Here is a 22,262-nt window from a genome sequence, read left to right as displayed (position 1 = left end):
CTACAAAAAACCATTAAAAGGATTTGCTGACACTCGCCACCAGGGTCGCGCTGCACACATCGTCGAACCCCCAGTTGCTGATGCATTGGCTTTTCGACAAATCGGTATCGATGTAACTCAACCCTAGCAGCACCCCGGCCACTTCGCGGGTCAGCTTCGCCTCCCACTCGTGGTAAGCCTCCTCGCCATGCCCCGAGGCCGAATACAGGCGCGGGTCTTTGAAGTCCATTTCGCCGTAGCGCAGTTTCAGCCCCAGCCCATAGGGCAATTCGGTTTCGTAGCCAACGTAGCGGTACAACGTGCTCTGTTTGCTGTCGATGCCCGGTGCATCGGCAGAGTAATAGGCCGCGAGTTTCACGCCATAGACGTCGAGAATCCCGTAGACCTCGCTCTGATTGAACTGGCTCTCTTTTGGATACGCGTATTTGAGATAGCCGACATCCAGGCTGACGGCGTCGGTCGCCTGCCACAGCCAACCACCGTAGTAGTCGACTTCCTGGCGGGTTTTCAGGCCACCGCCGAAATCGACGTTCGAACTCCAGGCGCCCAGATACAGGCCGCTGCTGTGGGCCAGGGTTACACCGGCTTGCGCGGCGGGGTCGTTCTGGGTTTGCGAAATCCCGCGAGTGCGATAGTCGCTGGCCAGGGTCAGGTCGACCAGCACGGCGAAGTCGTCATTCAAGGGCAGGGCCTGGCTGCCCAGGGGCAACAGGCTGAAGGATGCGAGGGCGAACAGGGTGAACGCTTTCATGGTGCAGTGCCTTTGTTGTGATTGTTATGGGCAGATTTGAGACAACGCTGCTCCAGACCCCAGCGATGAACGCGGAGTTGGGCTGCGTGTACAGGCGATTTTTCTCAGAGTGTCGGGGCGTAGACTTCGCGACCGGCGAACCAGGTTTGCAGCACTTGGGTGTCGTGCAGGGCTTTCTCATCGACGCTGAACACGTCGCGGTCCAGAACGATGAAATCGGCTTGCTTGCCGGGGCTCAACGAGCCGATTTGCTTCTCTAGACCGATAGTGCGGGCGGCGTTGAGGGTGTAGGCGTAGAACATCGTTTCCCGGTCGATGCGTTCGTCGGCGTTCAACACACCCAACGGGCCGTTTCGGGTGATCGCCTGGGCGATGGCGTTCCATGGATTGGGTGAAGACACCGGCCAGTCGCTGGCTCCGGCGATCGTCGCGCCCTGTTTGAGCAGCGAGTGCGCCGGGTACTGATAGCGGAAGGCGAGGGCGCTGACGTAAGGCTTGATCATGTCCAGGGTGTAATCGTCGGCGGAGGCCCAGAGCAACTGCATGGAGGCGATGACGTTGAGCGGTTTGAACCGCGCAAACTCTTTCGGGTTGACCATTTGCAAGTGGGTGATCGAGTGAGTCACGCCGCTCTGGCGATCCTTGCGCGCCTGGGCGATGCCGTTCAGGGATTCTCGTACCGCGCGGTCGCCGATGGCGTGGATGTGCACCCGCCAGCCGCGTTGATCGATGGCACTGACCAGTTCGCCGAAGTGCTTCGGATCGATCAGCAACTCGCCCTGTTTTTGCGAGTTGGTGTAAGGATCGATCATCGCCGCGCTCTGGGCCGGGTATTCGATCACGCCGTCGGCAAAAATCTTGATACCGGGCAGGGTCAGGTTGGGGATGCCCTGGAATTGCTGGCGGACCTTGTCCAGCGTGTCGAGATCGGCCGGTACGCTTTTCGGATTGGCCACCAGCAGGGCCGCGACGTGGGCGGTCATGCCACCACTTTGCGACAGCGCTTTGTACACCGGCAGTACGCCGACGGTTTTCTCCGTGGGTTTAAGGGCAAACACCGGCTCGCCGGGGGCGGCGTTGGCAGCGGGGTCCATCCAGGCCGTAATGCCCAGGCTGTTGTTGTAGCGCACGGCGGTTTGCGCGGCGCGCAGCATGTCGGCGGCACTGGGCGCGGGCATTTTTAACGCAACCCGATCCCAACCGGCGTCCACCAGAAAACCGTTGGGGCTACCATCGGCAAGCTTGCCTATGGTGTCGAGTTCGGCGGCCGGCAGGTTTTGCAGCAGGATGGCGTCGATGCCCGCGCGTTCGAGCATGACGTTGTTGGCCCAGGCGGTGTGGTGGTCGCTGCCGGTGAACACCACAGGCACCTTGGCCCATTCGCCGCTGTTGAATTTTTTGCCGAGGGCCTCGGCCTGGGCCCAATACGCCGAACTCATGCCGGCCACGCTCAGCACATCGCCGTGTTTCGCCTTGCCGTCATCACGCCATCCGCGCAGGCGTTTTTCCAGCTCATCGAGGTCGACCACCTCATCTTCCATATTGGCCGAGGCCATTTCCAGACCGCCGAAAATCGCGTGGGAATGGCTGTCGATCAGGCCGGGCATCAACGTCTTGCCGCCGAGGTCGATCACTTTCGTTTGCGATTCAATCAAGGCTTTTATCTGTGCATCGCTGCCAACTTGCAGCACTTTGCCGTCCTGCACCGCCAGGGCCTGCACCTTGGGCTGGTTGCGGTCGGCGGTGAATATCTTGCCGTTGAGCAGCACCAGATCGGTCGCTGCCATGGCTTCCATCGAGGCAAAAGCCACAGCGGCCACCAATAGATTCGGGAGGAATCTTTTCATTGAATGTTTCCTTGTTATTGCGTCTGATGGCCAGATTAGTGGCTGCTTATGCTCAACAGAACGCCTCACTCACGAAAAACGTTTTTGCCGGAATGGAAAAAAATGGACAAGTTGGGTGCGTTGAAAATGTTCGTGGTCACGGCGCAACTGGGCAGTTTCAGCCGCGCCGCCGAGCAACTGGGCAAGACCCCGTCGGCCCTGACCAAAGCGGTCAATCACCTGGAGGCCGAGCTCGGTGCCCGGCTATTCGAGCGCAGCACCCGGCGGATTCTGCTGACGGAAGTGGGGCGGCTCTACCTGGAAACCGCGCGTCAGGTGTTGCAGCGGCTGGACGAGGCCGGTGAGGAAATCGAGCAGTTGCAGCATGGCCTGCGCGGCAATCTGAAAATCACCGCGCCACTGGCCTATGGGCATGCCTTTCTCGATCAGGTGTGTGGCGGTTTTCTGGAGCAGTATCCGCAGATCAATCTGCAAGTGGACCTGTGCGATGAGTTCGTCAATCTGCTGGAAAGCGGCTACGACCTGGCCCTGCGCGAAGGCCATGACGACCTGCCGGGGCTGATCGCCCGCGTCGTTGGCAGCAATCGTCTGGCGTTGTGTGGCAGCCCGGCCTATCTGGCGCGCAAGGCGTTGCCGGTCACTCCGCAAACCCTCGATGAGCACGAATGGTTGCTGTATCGCCATCCCTTGCTCAGCCGCGAATTCTGGTGGGCCGAGCGCGATGGGCAGCGCTTGAGCCTGCCGCAACCCCAGGCGCCACGGCTGCGCAGCGACAATTACGACTTGCTGCTGGCCAATGCGCTGGCCGGACGCGGGTTGTTGCACACGCCGCTATGGAGCGCTGCGCCGTATCTGGCCGACGGTCGACTGGTGCGGGTGATGGCGGACTACGACATCGATCCCGACAGCTTTGGCCCGCACATTCTGGCGGTGTACCCGAGCCATCGGCGAGCGACCGCCAAAGTCGTGGCTTTTATCGATTACATCGCAGGGTTTCTGGCCTCTCCTGTAGGAGCTGTCGAGTGAAACGAGGCTGCGATCTTTAAGGACAAGATCAAAAGATCGCAGCCTCGTTTCACTCGACAGCTCCTACAAGTCCTTGCCAGGAAAAAGCCGAAAGAGTACAAATGTACTCCATGACGACTTTAACTCCCCGCCGTACCGCCATCCTGACCTTCATCCGCGATCGCATCGCCGAACACGGTCAGCCCCCGAGCCTCGCTGAAATCAGCGAGGCCTTCGGTTTCGCCTCCCGTAGCGTGGCGCGCAAGCACGTGCTGGCGCTGACCGAGGCGGGTTTCATCGAGGTCAATCCGCATCAGGCGCGCGGCATCCGCTTGTTGAACCAGCCGCCGCGGCCCGAGCTGCTGGACGTTCCGGTACTGGGCCGCGTGGCGGCCGGTGCGCCGATCGGTGCCGATGCCGAGGTCCACAGCCGCTTGCTGCTCGATCCGTCGATCTTCTCGCGGGTGCCGGATTACATGCTGCGGGTCCAGGGTGATTCGATGATCGAGGACGGCATTCTCGACGGCGATCTGGTGGGCGTGCGGCGCAATCCTGAAGCGCTCAACGGCCAGATCGTGGTGGCGCGGCTCGACGGCGAAGTCACCATCAAGCGTTTCGAGCGGGTCGGCGATGCCGTTCGCCTGTTGCCGCGCAATCCGGCTTACCAGCCGATCATTGTTCGAGCCGATCAGGAGCTGGCCATCGAAGGCGTGTTCTGTGGTCTGGTGAGGCAAGGGTGATGGGCGCCGTCGTTGCGCTGGATACGCTGTTCAATGGCGGCCAGGTCTGGAAGGGCCGACCTGCGCCACCGGCCGTTAGCCCGCAACCCACAGGGCATGCGGCGCTGGATGCGGCGTTGCCGAGCGGTGGCTGGCCGGAAGCGGCGCTGAGCGAAATCCTCCTGGCCGGGCAGGGCGTGGGTGAGTTGCAACTGGTGTGGCCGACGCTGGCACGGCTGTCGGCGGCGGGCGAGCGCATCGTGCTGGTGGCGCCGCCTTACGTGCCGTATCCCCAGGCCTGGCAGAACGCCGGGGTCGATCTGCGCCAGTTGTCGATCATCCAGGCCAGCGAGCGCGATGCGCTGTGGGCGGCGGAACAATGCCTGCGTTCGGGCAGTTGCGGGGCGGTGTTGTGCTGGCCGCACAAGGCCGATGACCGGGCGTTGCGACGTTTGCAGGTGGCGGCCGAAACCGGGCAGACCCTGGCGTTCGCCTATCGCTCGCTCAGTGAAGCCATCAACCCGTCGCCAGCGGCCCTGCGCATCGCCATCGACGCCAAGCCTGCTCAGTTGCGGGTGCTCAAGTGCCGGGGCGGGCTGGCCCGTTCGGCGCCGATTGCCTTTGCCGTGGGGCATTGAGGTTGCCATGCGCTGGGTGTGCATTGTCTTCCCGCAATTGGCGCTGGACGCGGTACTGCGTCAGCGCCCCGACCCCGATGAGCCGTTGGCGCTGCTGACCGGCCCGGCCCAGCGGCGGGTGCTGCAGGCGGTCAACGGTGCGGCGCGGGCGCTGGGTTTGCGACCCGGTCAGTCGATGACCGCCGCCCAGGCGCTGAGCAAAGGGTTCGTCACCGTCGAATACGATGCCGCCGAAATCGAACATTGGCAGCAGTTCCTGGCCGCCTGGGCCTATCGGTTCAGCTCCCAGGTCAGCGTGCATTACCCGCGTGCCGTGGTGTTTGAAATCGAATCCAGCCTGGGCTTGTTCGGGCCCTGGCCGCAGTTCGAGGCGCGGCTGCGCGCCGAGCTCGCTGAGCTGGGGTTTCGCCATCGGATTGTCGCCGCGCCAAATCCGGTGGCGGCGCGGGTGCTGGCCAACGTTTATGACGGTCTGGTGGTGCCGGACAATCAAGCCTTGCAGCATCACCTCGGGCAACTGCCCGTCGATCGCATTGCCCTGGAGCCCAGCGTTGCTACGGCGTTATCGCGCATGGGGCTGCGCACCTTGAGTCAGGTGCAGGCGCTGCCCCGGCATAGCCTGGCCCGGCGTTTCGAGGCCCAGGTGCTCAAGCATCTGGACAGCCTGTTCGGTGAGCGGCGGCTGGCACTGGCGTTTTACCTGCCGCCGGACCGTTTCGATGTGCGCATCGAACTCAATTTCGATGTGCAATCCCATCAGGCATTGTTGTTTCCTTTAAGACGATTGACCGGCGATCTGTCGGCGTTCCTCTGCGGCCGGGACAGCGGCGTGCAACGTTTCGACTTGCACCTGGAACACGCCGGCTTGCCGGACACCGTGATCAAGGTCGGCCTGCTCAGCGCCGAGCGCGATCCGGCGATGCTGTTCGAACTGGCCCGGGGGCGGCTGGAACAGGTTCAGGTCGAGGCGCCGGTGCGCGGTTTTCGTCTGCGCGCCGAAGATCTGCCGGCCTTCGTGCCCCAGCGTCAGGAGCTGTTCGACGACCGTCCGCAGCAGTCCTTGCCCTGGGAGCAACTGCGTGAACGCTTGCGCGCACGGCTGGGGGATGACGCGGTGCAGGGCTTGCGCTTCCAGGCCGATCACCGGCCGGAATGCGCGTGGCAGACCACTGTCGACAGCCAGGCCTGCGAGGGGCTGCCTGCCGTGCAACGTCCAGGCTGGTTGCTGACTGAACCGCAGGCGGTACACGAAAGCTCGACGCGCATCCTCATGGGGCCGGAGCGCATCGAGTCCGGCTGGTGGGACGGCGACGACGTGCGCCGCGATTACTACCTGATCGAAACCCGTTCTGGTCAGCAGGGCTGGGCCTATCGGGCGGTGGGCGAAGACGGTCCGTTGTGGCTGCAAGGCTGGTTCGCATGAGCGTCGACTATGCCGAGCTGCACTGCCTGTCCAACTTCAGTTTCCAGCGCGGTGCCTCCAGTGCGCTTGAGCTTTTTCAACGGGCGAAAAAGCAGGGCTATCAGGCGCTGGCGATCACCGACGAATGCACCCTGGCGGGTATCGTCCGTGCCTGGCAGGCGGCCAAGACCGTGGAGCTGCCGCTGATCATCGGCAGCGAAATACGTATCGAAAATGGCCCGAAACTGGTGCTGCTGGTGGAAAACCTCGAAGGTTATCAAGCCCTGTGCCGACTGATTACCCGCGCCAGACGTCGCACGCAGAAAGGCCAGTATCAGGTGCGGCGGGAGGATTTCAGCGAGCCGTTGCCGGGGCTGTTGGCGTTGTGGGCGCCGGACGCCGTCGATGATTTTGCGCAGGGCCATTGGCTGAAGCAGAGCTTCGCCGAGCGCCTGTGGCTGAGCGTTCAGTTACATCGCGGGCAGGACGACACTCGGCGACTGGCGGCACTGCTGACCCTGGCGCGGGAACTGCGGATCCCGGCGGTGGCCAGCGGCGATGTGCATATGCACGCCCGCGGCCGGCGCGCCTTGCAGGACACCATGACCGCAATCCGCCATCACGTTCCCGTGGCCGAGGCCGGGTTGCGTCTGCACCCCAATGGCGAACGGCATTTGCGCAGCCTCGACGACTTGCGCGATCTCTACCCGCAAGCGCTGCTCGACGAGACGCTGAACATCGCCCGGCGCTGTACTTTCGACCTCGGTCAGTTGCGTTATCAATATCCCCGGGAACTGGTGCCCGAGGGGCACACGGCCACGTCCTGGCTGCGGGTGCTGGCAGAAAAGGGGATTCGCTGGCGCTGGGAAAAAAGCCCCAAGGCCGAGGTGTTGGCGCAGATCGACAAGGAACTGGAGCTGATTGCCGAGCTGGGGTACGAGAGTTATTTCCTGACGGTTCACGACATTGTGAATTTCGCCCGCCAGCAACACATCCTTTGCCAGGGCCGCGGTTCTGCCGCCAACTCGGCGGTGTGCTTCGTGCTGGGGATCACGGAGATCGACCCGGAACGCAGCACGCTGCTGTTCGAGCGTTTTCTCTCCAGGGAACGCAACGAACCGCCGGACATCGACGTGGATTTCGAGCACGAGCGGCGCGAAGAAGTCCTGCAGTATGTGTTTCAGCGTTATGGCCGGGCTCGTGCGGCGCTGACGGCGGTGGTCAGCACTTACCACGGTGCCGGCGCAATCCGCGACGTGGCCAAGGCGTTGGGTTTGCCGCCGGATCAGGTCAACGCCCTGGCCGACTGTTGCGGCCACTGGAGTAATCAGGCGCCGCCCGTCGAGCGTCTGCGTGAGGGTGGTTTCGACCCCGATAGCCCGGTGTTGCGCCGAGTGCTGAGCCTGACCCAACAGCTGATCGGTTTTCCCCGGCACCTGTCCCAGCACCCCGGCGGTTTCGTGATTTCCGAGCAGCCTCTGGACAGCCTGGTGCCGGTGGAAAACGCCGCCATGGCTGAGCGCACCATCATCCAGTGGGATAAGGACGATCTGGATGCGGTCGGGCTGCTCAAGGTCGATATTCTGGCGCTGGGCATGCTCAGCGCGATTCGCCGTTGTTTCGATCTGCTGCGTCGGCACCGGGGCCGCGACCTGAGCCTGGCGACGGTGCCGGCCGAAGACCCGCAAACCTACGAGATGATTGGCCATGCGGACACCATCGGGGTGTTCCAGATCGAGTCCCGGGCACAGATGTCGATGCTGCCCAGGCTCAAGCCCAAGAACTTCTACGATCTGGTGATCGAGGTGGCGATCGTTCGTCCGGGGCCGATTCAGGGCGGGATGGTGCATCCCTACCTGCGGCGGCGTAAGGGCGAAGAAGAGGTGAAATACCCGTCGAAAGAACTTGAAGCGGTGCTGAAACGTACGCTGGGCGTGCCGCTGTTTCAGGAGCAGGTGATGCAGATCGCGATTGTCGCCGCCGACTACAGCCCCGGCGAGGCTGATCAGTTACGCCGCTCCATGGCGGCCTGGAAACGCCACGGCGGACTGGAACCGCACAAGGAACGCCTGGCGGACGGAATGAAGAAAAACGGCTACACGGCGGAGTTCGCCGCGCAGATCTTCGAGCAGATCAAAGGCTTTGGCGATTACGGTTTTCCCGAATCCCACGCCGCCAGTTTCGCCTTGCTGACCTACGCCAGTTGCTGGATGAAATGCCACGAGCCGGCGGCTTTTGCCTGTGCGCTGATCAACAGCTGGCCGATGGGGTTCTACAGCCCGGACCAGATTCTCCAGGACGCCCGCCGCCATCATTTGCAGATTCGCCCGGTGGACGTGCGGGCCAGTGACTGGGATTGCAGCCTGGAACCGATCACCGGCGCGCAGCCGGCGATACGCATGGGGCTGCGGATGATCAAGGGCTTTCGCGAAGACGATGCCCGGCGCATCGAGATAGCAAGGTCGAAAGGGGCGTTTGCCGACATCGCCGACCTCGGCGAACGGGCACGACTCGATGCCCGCGCCCAGGAACAACTGGCCGATGCCGGTGCACTGCGCGGGCTGGCCGGTGACCGGCATCGGGCGCGCTGGGAGGTGGCGGGGGTGCAGAAGCAGCTCGGTTTGTTTGCCGGTCTGCCGAGTCAGGAAGAGCCGGCAGTGGAGCTGCCCAAACCCACCGTGGGCGAGGACCTGCAAGCCGATTACGCCAGTGTCGGCACCACCCTCGGCCCGCATCCGCTGGCGTTGCTGCGGGGGGAACTCAAGGCCCGGCGCTGTCGCAGCTCCAGGGAATTGCTGATGGTCGAGCATGGGCGTCCGGTCAGCGTCGCCGGGCTGGTCACCGGTCGACAGCGTCCGGGAACCGCCAGCGGTGTGACCTTCGTGACACTTGAAGACGAATTCGGCAACGTCAACGTGGTGGTCTGGCGCGATCTGGCCGAACGGCAACGGCAGGTATTGGTCGGCTCGCAATTGCTCAAGGTCGACGGGCGCTGGGAACAGGTGGGCGAGGTGCGGCACCTGATTGCCGGACGCTTGAGCGACCTGAGTTCATTGCTCGACGGTATCCATGTGCGCAGTCGGGATTTCCACTGAGCCTTGGCGGTGGATATGTCACCTGCGCAGGAGCAGCTTGTCGCAGGGGCCGGTCGAGAATCAGCTATACCTCAATGAAACCATTGGCGTCGGCAGTGCTCGAAACAAACGGGCAGGCACCGTCTCCTCATGCTGTTGCACTGCCTGAAAACATGTCATTCACAAGACATAGGCCAGTCGATGCAGTTTCTAGACAATAGCCACGGTTGTACCGGTTGGAGCGGCGAAATGGCCGAACGCATTCGTGCGTTCGACTGGAGCCTGACCGAACTCGGACGCATCGACACCTGGCCCGGGAGTCTGTGCAGCGCGGTGCAGTTACTGCTCGCTTCACCGCTGCCGATGGTGATGCTGTGGGGCCGCCCCGGTTACATGATCTATAACGACGCCTACTCAAGATTTGCCGGTGGCCGCCATCCTTACCTGCTGGGCTCCCCGGTGGAGTTGGGCTGGCCGGAGGTCGCCGAATTCAATCGGCATGTGGTGGACACCTGTCTTGCGGGCGGCACCTTGTCTTATCACAACAAAGCCCTGGTATTGCTGCGCGACGGCGTTCCCGAAGACGTCTGGATGGACCTTTACTACAGTCCTGTCTCCAATGATGACGGGTGTCCCGCCGGGGTCATGGCAATGGTGGTCGAAACCACTGACCATGTGATTTCCGAACGCCGACGCCAGGAAGCCGAAAACGCCTATCGTGCCGATAATGAAAGGGTTCGCCTGGCCCTCAATGCCGGGGCTTTGCTCGGCTCGTTTGTCTGGGACATCAAGGCTGATGTGCTATCGGGCGACGAGCGATTCGCCCGCACGTTTTCCTATCCGCCAGGCCAGGACCTGGCCAACTTGCCACCAGCCATCGCCCAAATGCAGATTCATCCCGATGATCGCAGCTGGGCCCGGGAGCGGATGAATCAGTCGGTGGAAACCGGCGTGCCCTATAACGCCGAATATCGGGTCCTGCGTCCCGATGGCAGTTACCTGTGGGTGCTCGCCAGCGGGTGTTGCGAGTTCAATGAGCAAGGTGAAGCGTTGCGCTTTCCAGGGGTGTTGATCGACATCCACGAACGCAAGATTGCCGAAGAGTCCTTGCTCAAGTTCACCCGCAACCTGGAGCAACGAGTCGCTGAAGAAGTCGAGGCGCGGCTGGCGGCCGAAGAGCAGCTGCGTCAATCACAGAAACTCGAAGCCATTGGCGGTCTCACCGGCGGGGTGGCCCATGACTTCAACAACCTGTTACAGGTGATCGCCGGCAACCTGCACTTGCTGGCGCGTCATGAGCCGGATAACGCCAACGTGCAGCGCCGGGTCGGCGCCTCAATTGCCGCAGTCGAGCGCGGGGCCAAATTGTCTTCGCAATTACTCGCCTTTGCCCGACGTCAGCCGTTGTCACCGGCCGTATGCGACCCACGGCAGATCTTCGAAGACCTCGGGGAATTATTGCAGCGCGCGCTGGGAGAGACGATCCAGATCAAGGTGTCCGCACCTGACGATCCATGGCACTTCTACGTGGACTGCAATCAACTGGAAAACGCCATTCTCAACCTTGCGATCAACGCCCGAGATGCCATGAACGGCGAGGGGACCATTGCCCTCAGCGCAGAGAACATCGTCCTCGACCGCAAGTTTTGCGCCGGCAAGGGCATCGTCGCTGGCGATTATGTCTGCGTGACGGTGGCGGACTCGGGCGTCGGCATGCCGCCGCAAGTGCTTGCACAGGCCTTCGAGCCGTTTTTCACCACCAAGGCTGATGGTCAAGGCACCGGCCTGGGTTTGAGTATGGTGTTCGGGTTCGTCAAACAGAGCGGCGGGCATATCGAGATTTCCAGCGTCGTCGGGCGGGGCACTCGGGTGCAGCTGTATTTCCCTCGCAGCTTGCGCCCGTTGCCTGACGAAACAATGCGCCATGCTCCGCAGCACCGGGGCGGGCATGAAACCATTCTGGTGGTCGAGGACAACGAAGCGGTGCGCAGTTCGGCCGTGGACTTGTTGTGCGAAGAGGGCTATCAGGTCCTGACCGCGGCCAACGGTGACCTGGCGATGCAGATGTTGCTCGACGGTACGACAGTGGACCTGATCTTTACCGACGTGGTCATGCCCGGCTTGATCAAAAGCTCGGACCTGGCCGCCTGGGCCAAGGTGCAAAACCCTCCGGTGGCGGTGTTGTTTACCTCCGGACACACCCGCGACATCATTTCGCGCGATCACCAACTCAGCTCTGACACTTATTTGCTGAGCAAACCTTATGGTCCCGAGGCGCTGACACGAATGGTTCGTACGGTACTCGGTGGTTGATTCAAGGGGGGCTTTCCAGGCGCTCGGGCAAGGGGGTATCGCGTTTGCGACAGGACGACGAACGGACGCCGCTGGTCTGATAGACGGTCGACAGAACCGGGTAAGCGAGGCCATTCTGATAATTGGCGAACGCCATCGATCACGTTTGCCACCGATTAACAAACGGAGGTGTTCCATGCCGGTGACCCATGACCTTTATCAGGACTTGCGCTGCACGAAGGAAGAGATCCAGCAAAAACGCACCAAGGATCCGTTACTGGATTCACTGCTCAACAAGTACACCCAGGCGGACGCAGAGGTGGTGAAGGCCGAGTCCGCACAATCGGATGCGCCCAGCGATGAGGTACTGAAGAAGCTCAAGGAGAAGCGTGTGCAGGTCAAGGACAAGATCGCTGAGCGACTTAAGACGCCGTCCTGAGGACGCTGTGCAGAATCACCGACGACCGGTGGCTGAACAATTGGAACGGGGATCAATACGAGATCTGCGTTGATTCAAAATCAAAAGATCGTCCGAACGCGGTCCGAACCTTCGGGCGATCTTTTGGCTACACCCTCTATTTCAATGCTGCACTCAACGGCAACCGCGCCATGTGCCGGGCTTTCAGCGACCCCAGATACAACCAGTCCCCATATTCGCGCACGGTGGTGATGGGTGAGTAGTTGCCGCTGCTGGCGTCCTGCAGATTGGCAATCACTTTGCCGTCGAGGTCCAGTCCCAGGACGAAGGCACGTTTCTCCAGGGGCTTGGGCAGAATAGTCATCGCCCGCACGATCATTTTGCGTACCAGAGGGTAGGGCGCCGTGGTGTCGAGCAGTGCATTGCGCGGTGCATACAGTGCCACCCAGAAACGGTCGCGGCCATTGAATGCCAGGTTGTCCGGCAGCCCCGGCAAATTGTCGATGAACAGATCGTGGGTGCCGGCTTTCGGCCCGGTCAGCCAATAGCGGCTGATGCGATAGGCGCCAGTTTCATTGACCAGCACAAACGCGTCGTCAGGCCCCAGTGTCACGCCGTTGGCGAACTCCAGTTTGTCCAGCAGGACCGCCGTATTGCCTGTCTGGAAGTTATAACGCAGCAAACGGCCGTCGCCACCGTGCTCGATGATCGCCTCGCCGTCCTTGCCGTAGCCCCAACGGCTGGAGGAGTCGCTGAAATAAGCGTAATGCCCGGGCTTGTCGATGGCCACGTCATTGGTAAAACCGAAGGGCAGGTTGTTGGCCGTGGTGGTCAATGGAATCAACCGGCCCTGAGCGTCGAGCGACAGCAAGCCTTTGACCCCGTCGGCGATCACCAACAAACCATTGGGGTGCCGCGCCAGGCCCAGCGGCCGGCCACCGGTATCAGCCAGCACCTGGGTGGTTTTGCCGTCGAGGCTGGTGCGAATCAATCGGCCGTCATGCAGGCCGGTGATAAGGGCGTCTTTCTCCAGCAGCAACGCCTCAGGGCCGTCGATGTCAGCAGCACCGACCCGTTTCACGCCTTTGAGTCGCTGATTGTCGGCGTAGATGCCCTCGACGAGGGAGGGCGCCGTTGGCGGTGTCCAGGCTACCGGTTGAACCTTGGTCGGCAATAGAAACAGCAAGGCACTGATCACGATGATCAGCAGCAGCAACCAATGCCGAAACTTGAGGGGTCTTTTCATGCGCTGACTCCTGTCAGGGCCAGATGTTTTTGCGCCATCTCGCGTAACGCCAGCATCGACTCCGCCGATTCGCGCTCAATGCGCCGCTTGAGCACCAGACGATTGGCAATGCGCATTGCCAGGCCGCTGAAGCTGTATTCCAGAGTGCGGACAAACCGCGTGTCATCGCCCTCAACCTCACACTCGTAAGTCACCATCAACGACAGACCATGACTGCCTCGGGCCCGAGCCCTCCAGCGGCGTCCGGGCAGGTATTCGTCGACTTCCCAGCTCAAATGCCCCTCACGCCCGCCGGCCCGAATGTCTTCCTCGAATCGCTCCCCGGCATACAGCGGGCCGCTCTGGCCGTCGACCTTGAGGGAGGACGGATGCCACTGCGGCCAATGGGTCGCGGTGCTGGCGTAGGCGAGCACAGCCACTGGGTTTCCAGCGATGTCGATCACATGCTGCATACGGGTCATGGACGTGCTCGTCAGGTGCGGGGGCGCTTGCTCCGGTTCCCAGTAGAGGGTGTCGAACAGGTAGTCCATCAGGGGCAACACGATATTGAAATTGCGCTCCTGCATCAGCTCACGACGGTGATGCAGCTCATGCAGACGGCGCATCTGGCGGATCCACGGCAAACGCGTCACCGGGTTGCCGGGCGGTAGATGCTCGCAGGCATGGAACACCTCGTAGGTCAGGTAACCGAGCACCATGCAGCCGCCAAACAGCCCCGCGACGTTGCTATTGAGCTGAGCTAGCAACCACCAGGCAGGCCCCGTGATGACGAGGGTGTGCAACACGATCAGCCAGGCTGGAAACAGAATCACCCGCCAGTCGCGGGCGCTGTCGTAGGTCATGTGGCCGGGGGTGAAAAAGCTGTGATGGTCACCGGTGTGACGGTCATAGAACATCCGCGCCAGGCGCTTTTTATGATGCCCCAGATGCCGATGCACGACGTACACGCCGAAGTTGAAAAACAACAGGGTCAGCGGCACCGCCAGCCATTCCAGCGGTTGCACCTGATGCACCGTGCTCCAGAACCCACCGATGGCCAGCAACCCGAACAGCATCACAAAGGCGCCGTGCAACCAAGGGTTGTAGAGCGGATGAATGTCGGCACGGTAGCGCGCGCGGAACGCTTCGGTGGTCTGCCTCACTGGGTTCACCTGTGGTTATTGTTATAACCAGCAGATTAGCCGATCCCGCCGCACAGGCAGGCCGAACCTTGAGGACACAAGCGCCATGCTCCGGTGCAAGACGCCCGTATGGTGTCAGGTCAGCGGGTTCCAGCGCTGGGACCAGTCGTCGTCCGTCTTGATCACTTCCCGCAGCAGGTCGAACGCCCGTTGCAGGGTCGCCGAATCGCGGTCCCGGGAGTAAACCAGATAGGTCGGGTAGCTGAACTCCGGAGCTTTGGGCACTTGTTCCAGCAAGCCGTTTTCCAGGTAACTCTGGACCACGCGGGTGCGGAAATAGCCACTGCCGCCGTTTTCCAGGATGTATTGCAAGGCCAGCGGGCCGAGGTTGAAGCTCAGGGCTGCCTTGGCTTTTTCCGGCAGCGCCGCATCGTGCTGGCGACGGAAATCCGGGCCCCAGTCGATATACACGTAAGGATCGGGTTTTCCGGCCAAGCGTACCAGAATCAGTTTTTCTTCCAGCACCTGCTCGACTTGCAGGCGTGGCCAGTATTCGGGCTGATAGACCAGCGCCGCATCCAACACCCCCAATTCCAGTTGGCGCAGCAGGTTTTCGCCATCGCGGATTTCCATGCGCAGGGCGTGGCTGGGAATCTTCTCGCGCAGTTCCCCGGCCCAACTGAGCATCAACGGGTTGCACAGGCTGACCTCGCCACCGATGTGCAGCACGTCGCGGTAGCCCTCGGGCAGCGGCAAGTCCCGGCGTGCGGCTTCCCAGGTCTGCACCAGTTGATTGGCGTAAACCACAAAGGCCTCGCCGTTCGGCGTCAGGCGCGCGCCGGCGCGATTGCGCACAAACAGCGTGCTGCCCAGCTGACTTTCGAGCTTCTGCACCCGGGCAGTGATCGCGGTCTGGGTGACGTGCAGCTTTTCAGCCGCCGCGGCCAGGCTGCCGTGGCGGACAATTTCCAGAAAGGTGCGGGCGAGGTCGATGTCCATGGGCAGGCCGATGTGGGAGGTGCGGGCATTGTAAGAGCAGCCATGGTCTTCCGATACCGTCTGTGGCGAGGGAGCTTGCTCCCGCTGGGGCGCGAAGCGGCCCCAAGCTCCCTCGCCACAGAGTTCACTGTCCGCCTGATCACCCGTGCCAAACAATCAGTCCGCCAACTCAACCTCCCTCACCACCGCCCAATCGGCCACCAACCGCTGCGGCGTGCCACACGCCTTGCGCTTAAGCACAAAATTTTTGCTCTTCTCGGCGAACTGTTTACGGTTTTGCACCATGTCCTGATGCATTTCTTCCAGCTCGGCATTACGGCAGTGCTGCATCAGTTGAGGATCGAGCTGACTTTTGCGCTCACGTATCGCCTGGTACGCCGGATCACTCAACGCACCATTGGCACGCTGCAATAACCAAAGACCAAACTCATCCGGGCAGCGCGGACCGATTTCCTGGACCATGCCTAACTGCAAGGCCTGGAGGGCGCTGATCGGCAGGCAGTCTTCAGTGAGTTTTTCCGCCATCGCCGGGCCGACGGCGCGGGGCAGGCTGTAGGTCCAGTATTCGGAGCCGTACAGGCCCATGGTTTTGTAATGGGGGTTGAGCACGATGTCGGAGCGGGCGAAAACAATATCGGCAGCCAGCGCCAGCATCACGCCACCGGCCCCGGCATTGCCGCTCAGGCCGCTGACCACCAGTTGCCGGGCGCTGAGCAGTTCCTGGCAGACGTCGTCGATCGCCTGAATATTGGCCCAGGCTTCCAGCCCCGGAACCGCTGCGGCCTGGATCACGTTGAGGTGCACGCCGTTGGAGAAACTGCCGCGTCCACCCTTGATCAGCAGCACTTGGGTGTCCCGGGACTTGGCCCAGCGCAGGGCCTCCACCAGTCGTTGGCACTGTTCGGTGCTCATGGCGCCGTTGTAAAACTCGAAGGTCAGCTCGCCGACATGCCCCGACTCGCGATAGCGGATCGGTTGATAGCTTTCGTTGTTAAACGGCTGAGAGGCGATCGACCAATCAAGGGTCGGGACGTGCGCAAGCTGTTCAGCGAGCACATGCCGGGCCGGACGCTTGAAGGTTTGTTCATCGGGCCGGGGTTTGCGTCGCAGCGAGCCGATCCACAGGCTGTGATCACCAGTCGCGACCAGCACCGCATCGTCGTGCACCGCGAGAATCTCCCCCGGCGTGCCGCTGCGCGAGTCCAGATGAGCGTCATACAGGTAATACTGACCGCCGGCCAGGCTGGCCAATACGCCGGGCTGACCGTCGGCGGCGTCGATGCTGCGTTTGATGAAGTGTGCGCTGTCGTGCCAGCTGAAGATCCGGTCAGCTTGCTTCATGTTCGGCTGCAAGCGGCCAATCACATGGCGTTGGCTGTAGTCCAAAGGCACTGGCTCGAAACCGTCGATAAACTTTTCCACGACTTCGCGGATACAGGTGATTGCCGCGTCGCTGACGCGCCCGTTGTACAACTCGGATTTGCGCAGACCCTGGGGCAGGTTGAATTCACAAGTGGCCCAGACCGGCCCGGCGTCCATTTCCTCCACCGCTTGCAACGCGGTCACGCCCCAACGGCTGAGTTCACGGGTGATCGCCCAGTCCAGCGCACTGGCGCCACGGTCGCCGACGATACCCGGATGAATGATCACCACAGGACGCTGGAGATTGCTCCACAGTTGTTGTGGCACCCGATCCTTGAGGAACGGGCAGATCACCAGATCGGCGCCGGAATGCTCGATCTGCTCGCACACTGCCTCTTCATCGGTGAACAGCACCACGCTGGGCGAGTGGCCGGCCTGACGCAAGTCCAGCCAGGCCCGCTGGGTCAGGCCGTTGAACGCCGATGCCAGCAGAATGATCTTCAATGACCGCATGATTGACTCTTCCTTGAGAATGATCGGCCGCAGGCTCCCGATGAGCCGTCCTTGGCCTTCGATGGAAGAGCGATAGTAGAGAGTGTGGGGGGGAGGGCAACTGATCGAGATCAAGCTTGTGTCAGCGAGTGTTGCAGAGGCTCAAAATCAAAAGATCGTCCGAACGCGTCCCGCGCCTTCGGACGATCTTTTCTCTTTTCAAAACGCAAAACACGAACAGCCAAACGCCCCCCAGAACCCTTGAAAGTCACTGACCGGTGCCGACGACAATCGCGCTCGTTCATGGCTATGGGCATGCACCGCGCAAGCGCCCACACACTGGTGCACTTGCGCGGTCATTGGCGCCAGGGGTTTCCAGTGCCCCGGCACATTCACCACGGGCGACCACTCAGGCACCACCGGGATTGGCGGTGGCCCCAGTTTTTCAAACTCGACGCTACCGTGGACGATCTTGCCGTCGACAATGGTCAGCACCGACTCGATCCACTTTATGGCTTCGTCTTCGATGTGAAAGTAATCTGCCGACAGCGCAATCAGGTCCGCCAGTTGCCCGACTTTGATCTGACCTTTCTTGCCCTGTTCGGAGGAGAACCAGGCGCTGCCGTGGGTGAACAGTTCCAGTGCGGTATCGCGGCTCAAGCCTTGTGGGTACAGGGCTAATCCGCCGACGGTGCGGCCGCTGACCAGCCAGTACAGCGAGGTCCAGGGGTTGTAGCTGGAGACGCGCGTGGCATCGGTGCCGGCGCCCACTGGAACGCCCTCGGCGAGCATGCGTGCGATCGGTGGCGTAGCTTCGGCCGCTTTGGCGCCGTAACGGTCGACGAAGTATTCGCCCTGGAACGCCATGCGGTCCTGAATCGCGATGCCGCCACCCAGGGCCTTGACCCGTTCGATGTTCCGGGGGGTGATGGTTTCGGCGTGATCGAAGAACCACGGCAAACCGTTGAACGGAATATCCCGGTTGACCTTCTCGAACACGTCGAGCATGCGGCTGATGGATTCGTTGTAGGTGGCGTGCAGGCGGAAGGGCCAGCGCTGTTCCACCAGATGGCGCACCACCGGTTCCAGTTCCTGCTCCATGGTTTGCGGCAGGTCGGGGCGTGGTTCGAGGAAGTCTTCGAAATCCGCTGCCGAGAACACCAGCATCTCGCCGGCGCCGTTGTGCCGCAGGAAGTCATCGCCCTGGCCGTAATGGGAAGTGCTGGTCCAGTTCTTGAAGTCGGTCAGTTCTTCCTTGGGTTTCTGGGTGAACAGGTTGTAGGCAATGCGCACCGTGAGCTGTTGATCTTTGGCCAGTTGCTGGATGACTTGATAGTCGTCCGGGTAATTCTGATAACCGCCGCCGGCATCGATGGCGCTGGTGATGCCCAGTCGATTGAGTTCGCGCATGAACTGGCGGGTCGAGTTGACCTGATACTCCAGCGGCAGCTTCGGCCCTTTGGCCAGGGTTGAGTAGAGGATCATCGCATTCGGGCGGGCGATCAGCATGCCGGTGGGGTCGCCATTGGCATCGCGCTGGATCTCGCCGCCCGGTGGGTTCGGCGTGTCACGGGTGTAGCCGACCACTTTCAGTGCGGCACGGTTGAGCAGGGCGCGGTCGTAGAGGTGCAGGACGAATACCGGAGTGTCCGGCGCGGCTTTGTTCAGATCTTCAAGGGTCGGCATGCGTTTTTCGGCAAACTGGAATTCATTCCAGCCACCGACCACCCGCACCCATTGCGGGGTAGGGGTGCGGTCGGCCTGATCCTTGAGCATGCGCAACGCATCAGCCAGGGACGGCACGCCTTCCCAGCGCAGTTCGAGGTTGTAATTGAGGCCGCCACGAATCAGGTGCAAGTGTGAGTCGTTGAGGCCGGGAATCACCGTGCGCCCATGCAGGTCAACGATTTGCGTGCCGGGGCCTTGCAGGGCCATGGCCTGGGCATCGCTGCCGACCACCACAAAGTGCCCGTCCTTGATCGCGACGGCGCTGGCCTGGGGTTTCTTGCGGTCGACGGTGTGCAGGCGTCCGTTGTACAGAATCAGGTCGGCGGGGGTGTCGGGCATGGTTTTACTCCCTGCGGTTAGCGGACTGATCCAGGCACCGATGGCGCCTGCCGAAAGACCTTGCAGTACACGGCGGCGACTGAAGTCATTGTGCTCGTCAGGTGGGCTCATGGCAGTGCTCTCCACACAGTTCTTCATAAAAGAAGCGAGGGCAAACAGCCGATGTCTGACGCATGCGGCCAGAAGGAATATAGACGGCATATCCACAGATAGCCGTTTTCCGAGGGTGAAAAACGACGAATCCCGCCACGAGGGGCGGGATTCGCATGCAGCCAGAGAGGCTCCCGAGAGCGGGAGCCGTCGTCTTAGCCTGGGAACAGCTCGGACAGTTTCATGGCCAGCATCATGTCGCCTTCAGCGCGCAGCTTGCCGCCCATGAACGCTTGCATGCCGTCGGTCGAACCGTCGACGATGCCTTCCAGGGTTTCGCCGTCCATCACCAGAGTCACCTGGGCGTCCGGGTTTTCGCCTTCTTGCAGCTCGCAGGTGCCGTCTTTGACGATCAACGAGAAGTTCTTGGTGTCGTCGATGCGGAAACCGAATACCAGGTCCAGACCGGCAGCAGCGGCTGGGTTGAACTTGGCTTTCATTGCTTGTACGGCATCAGCTACGGAGGTCATGGTTCGATCCTTTCTTGGGTAATAAGAGCTGGGTGAATACAGCCAGGGTCACAATAGTCCGGAATCAACGAAACGTGATGAGTTCCGGGGCCTTCAGCAGTTGCAGGTGTGTATGACTGTTGAAGGAAGCCAGGGCCACCTCGCGACCACGAAACTTGAGCAGGTTGAGCGAGGTGTTGACGATTTGCCAGTTCAGCTCAAAGGCCTGCCGGGCAGGCATTTGTGTAATAAGGTGGAGCAGGGCAGTGATGGTGCCGCCGGAGGTGAACACGGCGATTTTCTGGGTGTTGTCGGCATGTTCGAGCAGCCGCTGCAGGCCAGCCTGCACACGATCGACGAAGCCCGGCCAGCTTTCCAGGCCCGGTGTGTCATAGGTACCGGCGAGCCAGCGCTCGATAATCAGGGCGAAGATACGCTGGAACTCGGCACGGTTTTGCGCGGCGTTGCGCAGGGTCTCCAGCGCCTCGGGCTCGTCTTCCAGCATGGCCGGCAGCAAGGCGCGGATCACCGCGTCGGCGTCGAACTCGTTGAAGGCCGAATCGATTTCCAGGGGCGGCACCGGCAAACCGACGGTGGCGTACTGTTCCAGCGCGCTGGTGGCCGTGTGTTGCTGACGGCGCAGGTCGCCCGACAGGCAGCGATCGAAGCTCACACCAAGCTCGGCCAGGTGCCGGCCAAGGACTTCTGCCTGGCGAATACCGGTCGGCGACAGAACGTCATAGTCGTCTGCACCAAAGGAGGCCTGGCCATGTCGAATCAAATAGATGCTGCCCACGTCCGCGTCATCCCGGTACGTTGAAGGTTTGGCGAGGTTATGAGGATGACGGTGAGCTGTCAATGAAAAAACATACGCTTGTTTGAAATGCCTGTTACAGGCCTGTTGCTAGTGTCCTGTCTTACAAATACGTTTCTCTTTTGACGAGTGTTGTCGTCAGGCGAGGAGCGGCAACGCAGCATGACGGCAACGGACGCCGTAAAAAGGGAACAGTATTTGTGAGACAGGACACTCGAGGTTTCACGACTGGTCGCCGGGCCGGCTCATGGGTATGCTGAAGGTATCCCGCGCGTGTTCATGCCGCGCATCGTGTTGAAGGAGTCTCTGTGGAGTTTTTGTCCGAGTACGCCAGTTTCCTGGCTAAAACCGTGACACTGGTGATCGCCATTCTGGTGGTCCTGGCCAGTTTTGCGGCGTTGCGCAGCAAAGGTCGGCGCAAGTCGACCGGCCAACTGCAAGTCAGCAAACTCAATGATTTCTACAAAGGGCTGCGCGAACGCCTGGAGCAGACCTTGCTCGACAAGGACCAGCTCAAGGCTTTGCGCAAATCCCAGGCTAAAACCGAGAAAAAGCAAAAGAAGAAGCCCGAGGCCAAGCCGCGGGTGTTCGTGCTGGATTTCGACGGTGACATCAAGGCGTCGGCCACTGAAAGCCTGCGCCACGAAATCACCGCGCTGCTGACCCTCGCCACGCCAAAGGATGAAGTGGTGCTGCGCCTGGAAAGCGGCGGCGGCATGGTTCACAGCTATGGCCTGGCATCTTCGCAACTGGCGCGCATTCGCGAGGCCGGCGTGCCGTTGACCGTGTGCATCGACAAGGTCGCGGCCAGCGGCGGCTACATGATGGCGTGCATCGGCGAGAAAATTATCAGCGCACCGTTCGCGATTCTCGGCTCGATCGGCGTGGTGGCGCAGTTGCCCAACGTCAATCGCCTGCTGAAAAAGCATGACATCGACTTCGAAGTGCTCACGGCTGGTGAGTACAAGCGCACCCTGACAGTGTTTGGCGAAAACACCGAGAAGGGCCGGGAGAAATTCCAGGAAGAGCTGGACATCACCCATCAGCTGTTCAAGAACTTCGTTTCCCGCTATCGCCCGCAACTGGCTATCGACGAAGTGGCCACCGGTGAAATCTGGCTCGGTGTTTCGGCACTCGACAAGCAACTGGTGGACGAGCTCAAGACCAGCGACGAATACCTCGCTGAGCGCGCTAAACAGTCCGAGCTCTATCATTTGCATTACGCCGAACGTAAAACCCTGCAGGAGCGCATCGGCATGGCGGCCAGCGGTTCGATCGATCGCGTATTGCTGAGCTGGTGGAGCCGGTTGACCCAGCAACGCTTCTGGTAACCGTACCAGGCATCACCGTCAGTAAAAAAACCGTGGATTGCCCACGGTTTTTTTTTGACCTTCAGAAAGTGTCCACTCACCCTCA

17 protein-coding genes are annotated in these 22,262 nt (G+C 61.4%); 8 read left to right on the top strand and 9 right to left on the bottom strand.

Annotated features, from left to right (window positions below; genetic code table 11):
- Positions 1-13 precede the first annotated feature (13 nt).
- Both AC07VO_RS06735 and AC07VO_RS06730 read right to left on the bottom strand, forming a co-directional pair.
- The gene (locus tag AC07VO_RS06735; RefSeq protein WP_086946269.1) at positions 14-751 is read right to left on the bottom strand and encodes a TorF family putative porin; all 738 of its coding nucleotides are present in this window, start codon (positions 749-751) and stop codon (positions 14-16) included.
- Between the two features lie 104 nt (positions 752-855).
- Positions 856-2,598: an amidohydrolase gene (locus AC07VO_RS06730; protein ID WP_086946270.1), complete on the bottom strand. Its 1,743-nt coding sequence runs from the start codon at positions 2,596-2,598 to the stop codon at positions 856-858.
- Positions 2,599-2,700: 102 nt separating this feature from the next.
- Here AC07VO_RS06730 and AC07VO_RS06725 point away from each other — a divergent pair, with 102 nt between their 5' ends.
- The 7 genes from AC07VO_RS06725 (at position 2,701) to AC07VO_RS06695 (ending at position 12,167) form a co-directional block, all read left to right on the top strand.
- A complete protein-coding gene (locus tag AC07VO_RS06725) occupies positions 2,701-3,624 on the top strand; it encodes a LysR family transcriptional regulator (protein WP_086946271.1) in 924 nt (307 codons plus the stop codon).
- Positions 3,625-3,725: 101 nt separating this feature from the next.
- Positions 3,726-4,343 (top strand): transcriptional repressor LexA, encoded by a 618-nt coding sequence (lexA, locus tag AC07VO_RS06720; RefSeq protein WP_018927624.1) that lies wholly within the window; start codon positions 3,726-3,728, stop codon positions 4,341-4,343.
- Positions 4,343-4,960, top strand: coding sequence for a translesion DNA synthesis-associated protein ImuA (gene imuA, locus AC07VO_RS06715; protein ID WP_019578465.1), 618 nt, complete (start codon positions 4,343-4,345; stop codon positions 4,958-4,960). Before lexA ends, imuA begins: the two co-directional genes overlap by 1 nt.
- Positions 4,961-4,967: 7 nt before the next feature.
- Positions 4,968-6,383: a Y-family DNA polymerase gene (locus tag AC07VO_RS06710; RefSeq protein WP_086946272.1), complete on the top strand. Its 1,416-nt coding sequence runs from the start codon at positions 4,968-4,970 to the stop codon at positions 6,381-6,383.
- Positions 6,359-9,457 carry an error-prone DNA polymerase gene (locus AC07VO_RS06705; RefSeq protein ID WP_207238863.1) on the top strand — a complete coding sequence of 1,033 codons (3,099 nt, stop codon included), beginning with the start codon at positions 6,359-6,361 and terminating at the stop codon, positions 9,455-9,457. Before AC07VO_RS06710 ends, AC07VO_RS06705 begins: the two co-directional genes overlap by 25 nt.
- Positions 9,458-9,637: 180 nt before the next feature.
- Positions 9,638-11,749 carry a hybrid sensor histidine kinase/response regulator gene (locus AC07VO_RS06700; protein ID WP_086946274.1) on the top strand — a complete coding sequence of 704 codons (2,112 nt, stop codon included), beginning with the start codon at positions 9,638-9,640 and terminating at the stop codon, positions 11,747-11,749.
- A 175-nt stretch (positions 11,750-11,924) separates the two neighbouring features.
- Positions 11,925-12,167: a DUF465 domain-containing protein gene (locus AC07VO_RS06695; RefSeq protein WP_018927630.1), complete on the top strand. Its 243-nt coding sequence runs from the start codon at positions 11,925-11,927 to the stop codon at positions 12,165-12,167.
- A 136-nt stretch (positions 12,168-12,303) separates the two neighbouring features.
- Here AC07VO_RS06695 and AC07VO_RS06690 read toward each other — a convergent pair whose 3' ends face one another.
- From AC07VO_RS06690 to AC07VO_RS06660, 7 genes are all read right to left on the bottom strand, one after another.
- A complete protein-coding gene (locus tag AC07VO_RS06690) occupies positions 12,304-13,392 on the bottom strand; it encodes an SMP-30/gluconolactonase/LRE family protein (protein ID WP_018927631.1) in 1,089 nt (362 codons plus the stop codon).
- The gene (locus tag AC07VO_RS06685; protein WP_086946275.1) at positions 13,389-14,534 is read right to left on the bottom strand and encodes an SRPBCC family protein; all 1,146 of its coding nucleotides are present in this window, start codon (positions 14,532-14,534) and stop codon (positions 13,389-13,391) included. The genes AC07VO_RS06690 and AC07VO_RS06685 overlap by 4 nt, the downstream gene beginning before the upstream one ends.
- Positions 14,535-14,648: 114 nt before the next feature.
- On the bottom strand, positions 14,649-15,512 hold the full coding sequence (locus AC07VO_RS06680) for a LysR family transcriptional regulator (protein ID WP_007941771.1): 864 nt from the start codon (positions 15,510-15,512) through the stop codon (positions 14,649-14,651).
- Between the two features lie 156 nt (positions 15,513-15,668).
- Complete coding sequence (locus AC07VO_RS06675; RefSeq protein WP_086946276.1) at positions 15,669-17,387, bottom strand: hydrogenase maturation protein; 1,719 nt, start codon at positions 17,385-17,387, stop codon at positions 15,669-15,671.
- 198 nt (positions 17,388-17,585) lie between these two features.
- On the bottom strand, positions 17,586-19,433 hold the full coding sequence (locus tag AC07VO_RS06670) for an amidohydrolase (RefSeq protein ID WP_064621239.1): 1,848 nt from the start codon (positions 19,431-19,433) through the stop codon (positions 17,586-17,588).
- A gap of 305 nt (positions 19,434-19,738) precedes the next feature.
- Positions 19,739-20,053, bottom strand: a complete 315-nt coding sequence (locus AC07VO_RS06665; RefSeq protein ID WP_007941766.1) for an SCP2 sterol-binding domain-containing protein — start codon at positions 20,051-20,053, stop codon at positions 19,739-19,741.
- Positions 20,054-20,117: 64 nt separating this feature from the next.
- Positions 20,118-20,828, bottom strand: coding sequence for a histidine phosphatase family protein (locus tag AC07VO_RS06660; RefSeq protein WP_086946277.1), 711 nt, complete (start codon positions 20,826-20,828; stop codon positions 20,118-20,120).
- A 326-nt stretch (positions 20,829-21,154) separates the two neighbouring features.
- On the opposite strand from AC07VO_RS06660, the gene sohB reads away from it, so the two are divergent.
- Positions 21,155-22,177: a protease SohB gene (gene sohB, locus AC07VO_RS06655; protein WP_018927637.1), complete on the top strand. Its 1,023-nt coding sequence runs from the start codon at positions 21,155-21,157 to the stop codon at positions 22,175-22,177.
- Positions 22,178-22,262 lie beyond the last annotated feature (85 nt).

The organism is Pseudomonas sp. GW821-FHT03E01 (assembly GCF_059420765.1).
Note: the sequence above shows the minus strand (reverse complement) of the source record. Positions and strands in the feature narration are given on the sequence as shown.

Bases quoted from the DNA above. Each gene is read 5' to 3' on its own strand.
- AC07VO_RS06690 (WP_018927631.1), bottom strand. From the start codon at position 13,392: ATGAAAAGACCCCTCAAGTTTCGGCATTGGTTGCTGCTGCTGATCATC.
- imuA (WP_019578465.1), top strand. From the start codon at position 4,343: ATGGGCGCCGTCGTTGCGCTGGATACGCTGTTCAATGGCGGCCAGGTC.
- AC07VO_RS06670 (WP_064621239.1), bottom strand. From the start codon at position 19,433: ATGCCCGACACCCCCGCCGACCTGATTCTGTACAACGGACGCCTGCAC.
- AC07VO_RS06735 (WP_086946269.1), bottom strand. From the start codon at position 751: ATGAAAGCGTTCACCCTGTTCGCCCTCGCATCCTTCAGCCTGTTGCCC.
- AC07VO_RS06695 (WP_018927630.1), top strand. From the start codon at position 11,925: ATGCCGGTGACCCATGACCTTTATCAGGACTTGCGCTGCACGAAGGAA.
- AC07VO_RS06700 (WP_086946274.1), top strand. From the start codon at position 9,638: ATGCAGTTTCTAGACAATAGCCACGGTTGTACCGGTTGGAGCGGCGAA.
- AC07VO_RS06675 (WP_086946276.1), bottom strand. From the start codon at position 17,387: ATGCGGTCATTGAAGATCATTCTGCTGGCATCGGCGTTCAACGGCCTG.
- AC07VO_RS06680 (WP_007941771.1), bottom strand. From the start codon at position 15,512: ATGGACATCGACCTCGCCCGCACCTTTCTGGAAATTGTCCGCCACGGC.
- AC07VO_RS06665 (WP_007941766.1), bottom strand. From the start codon at position 20,053: ATGACCTCCGTAGCTGATGCCGTACAAGCAATGAAAGCCAAGTTCAAC.
- AC07VO_RS06730 (WP_086946270.1), bottom strand. From the start codon at position 2,598: ATGAAAAGATTCCTCCCGAATCTATTGGTGGCCGCTGTGGCTTTTGCC.
- AC07VO_RS06725 (WP_086946271.1), top strand. From the start codon at position 2,701: ATGGACAAGTTGGGTGCGTTGAAAATGTTCGTGGTCACGGCGCAACTG.
- lexA (WP_018927624.1), top strand. From the start codon at position 3,726: ATGTACTCCATGACGACTTTAACTCCCCGCCGTACCGCCATCCTGACC.
- AC07VO_RS06710 (WP_086946272.1), top strand. From the start codon at position 4,968: ATGCGCTGGGTGTGCATTGTCTTCCCGCAATTGGCGCTGGACGCGGTA.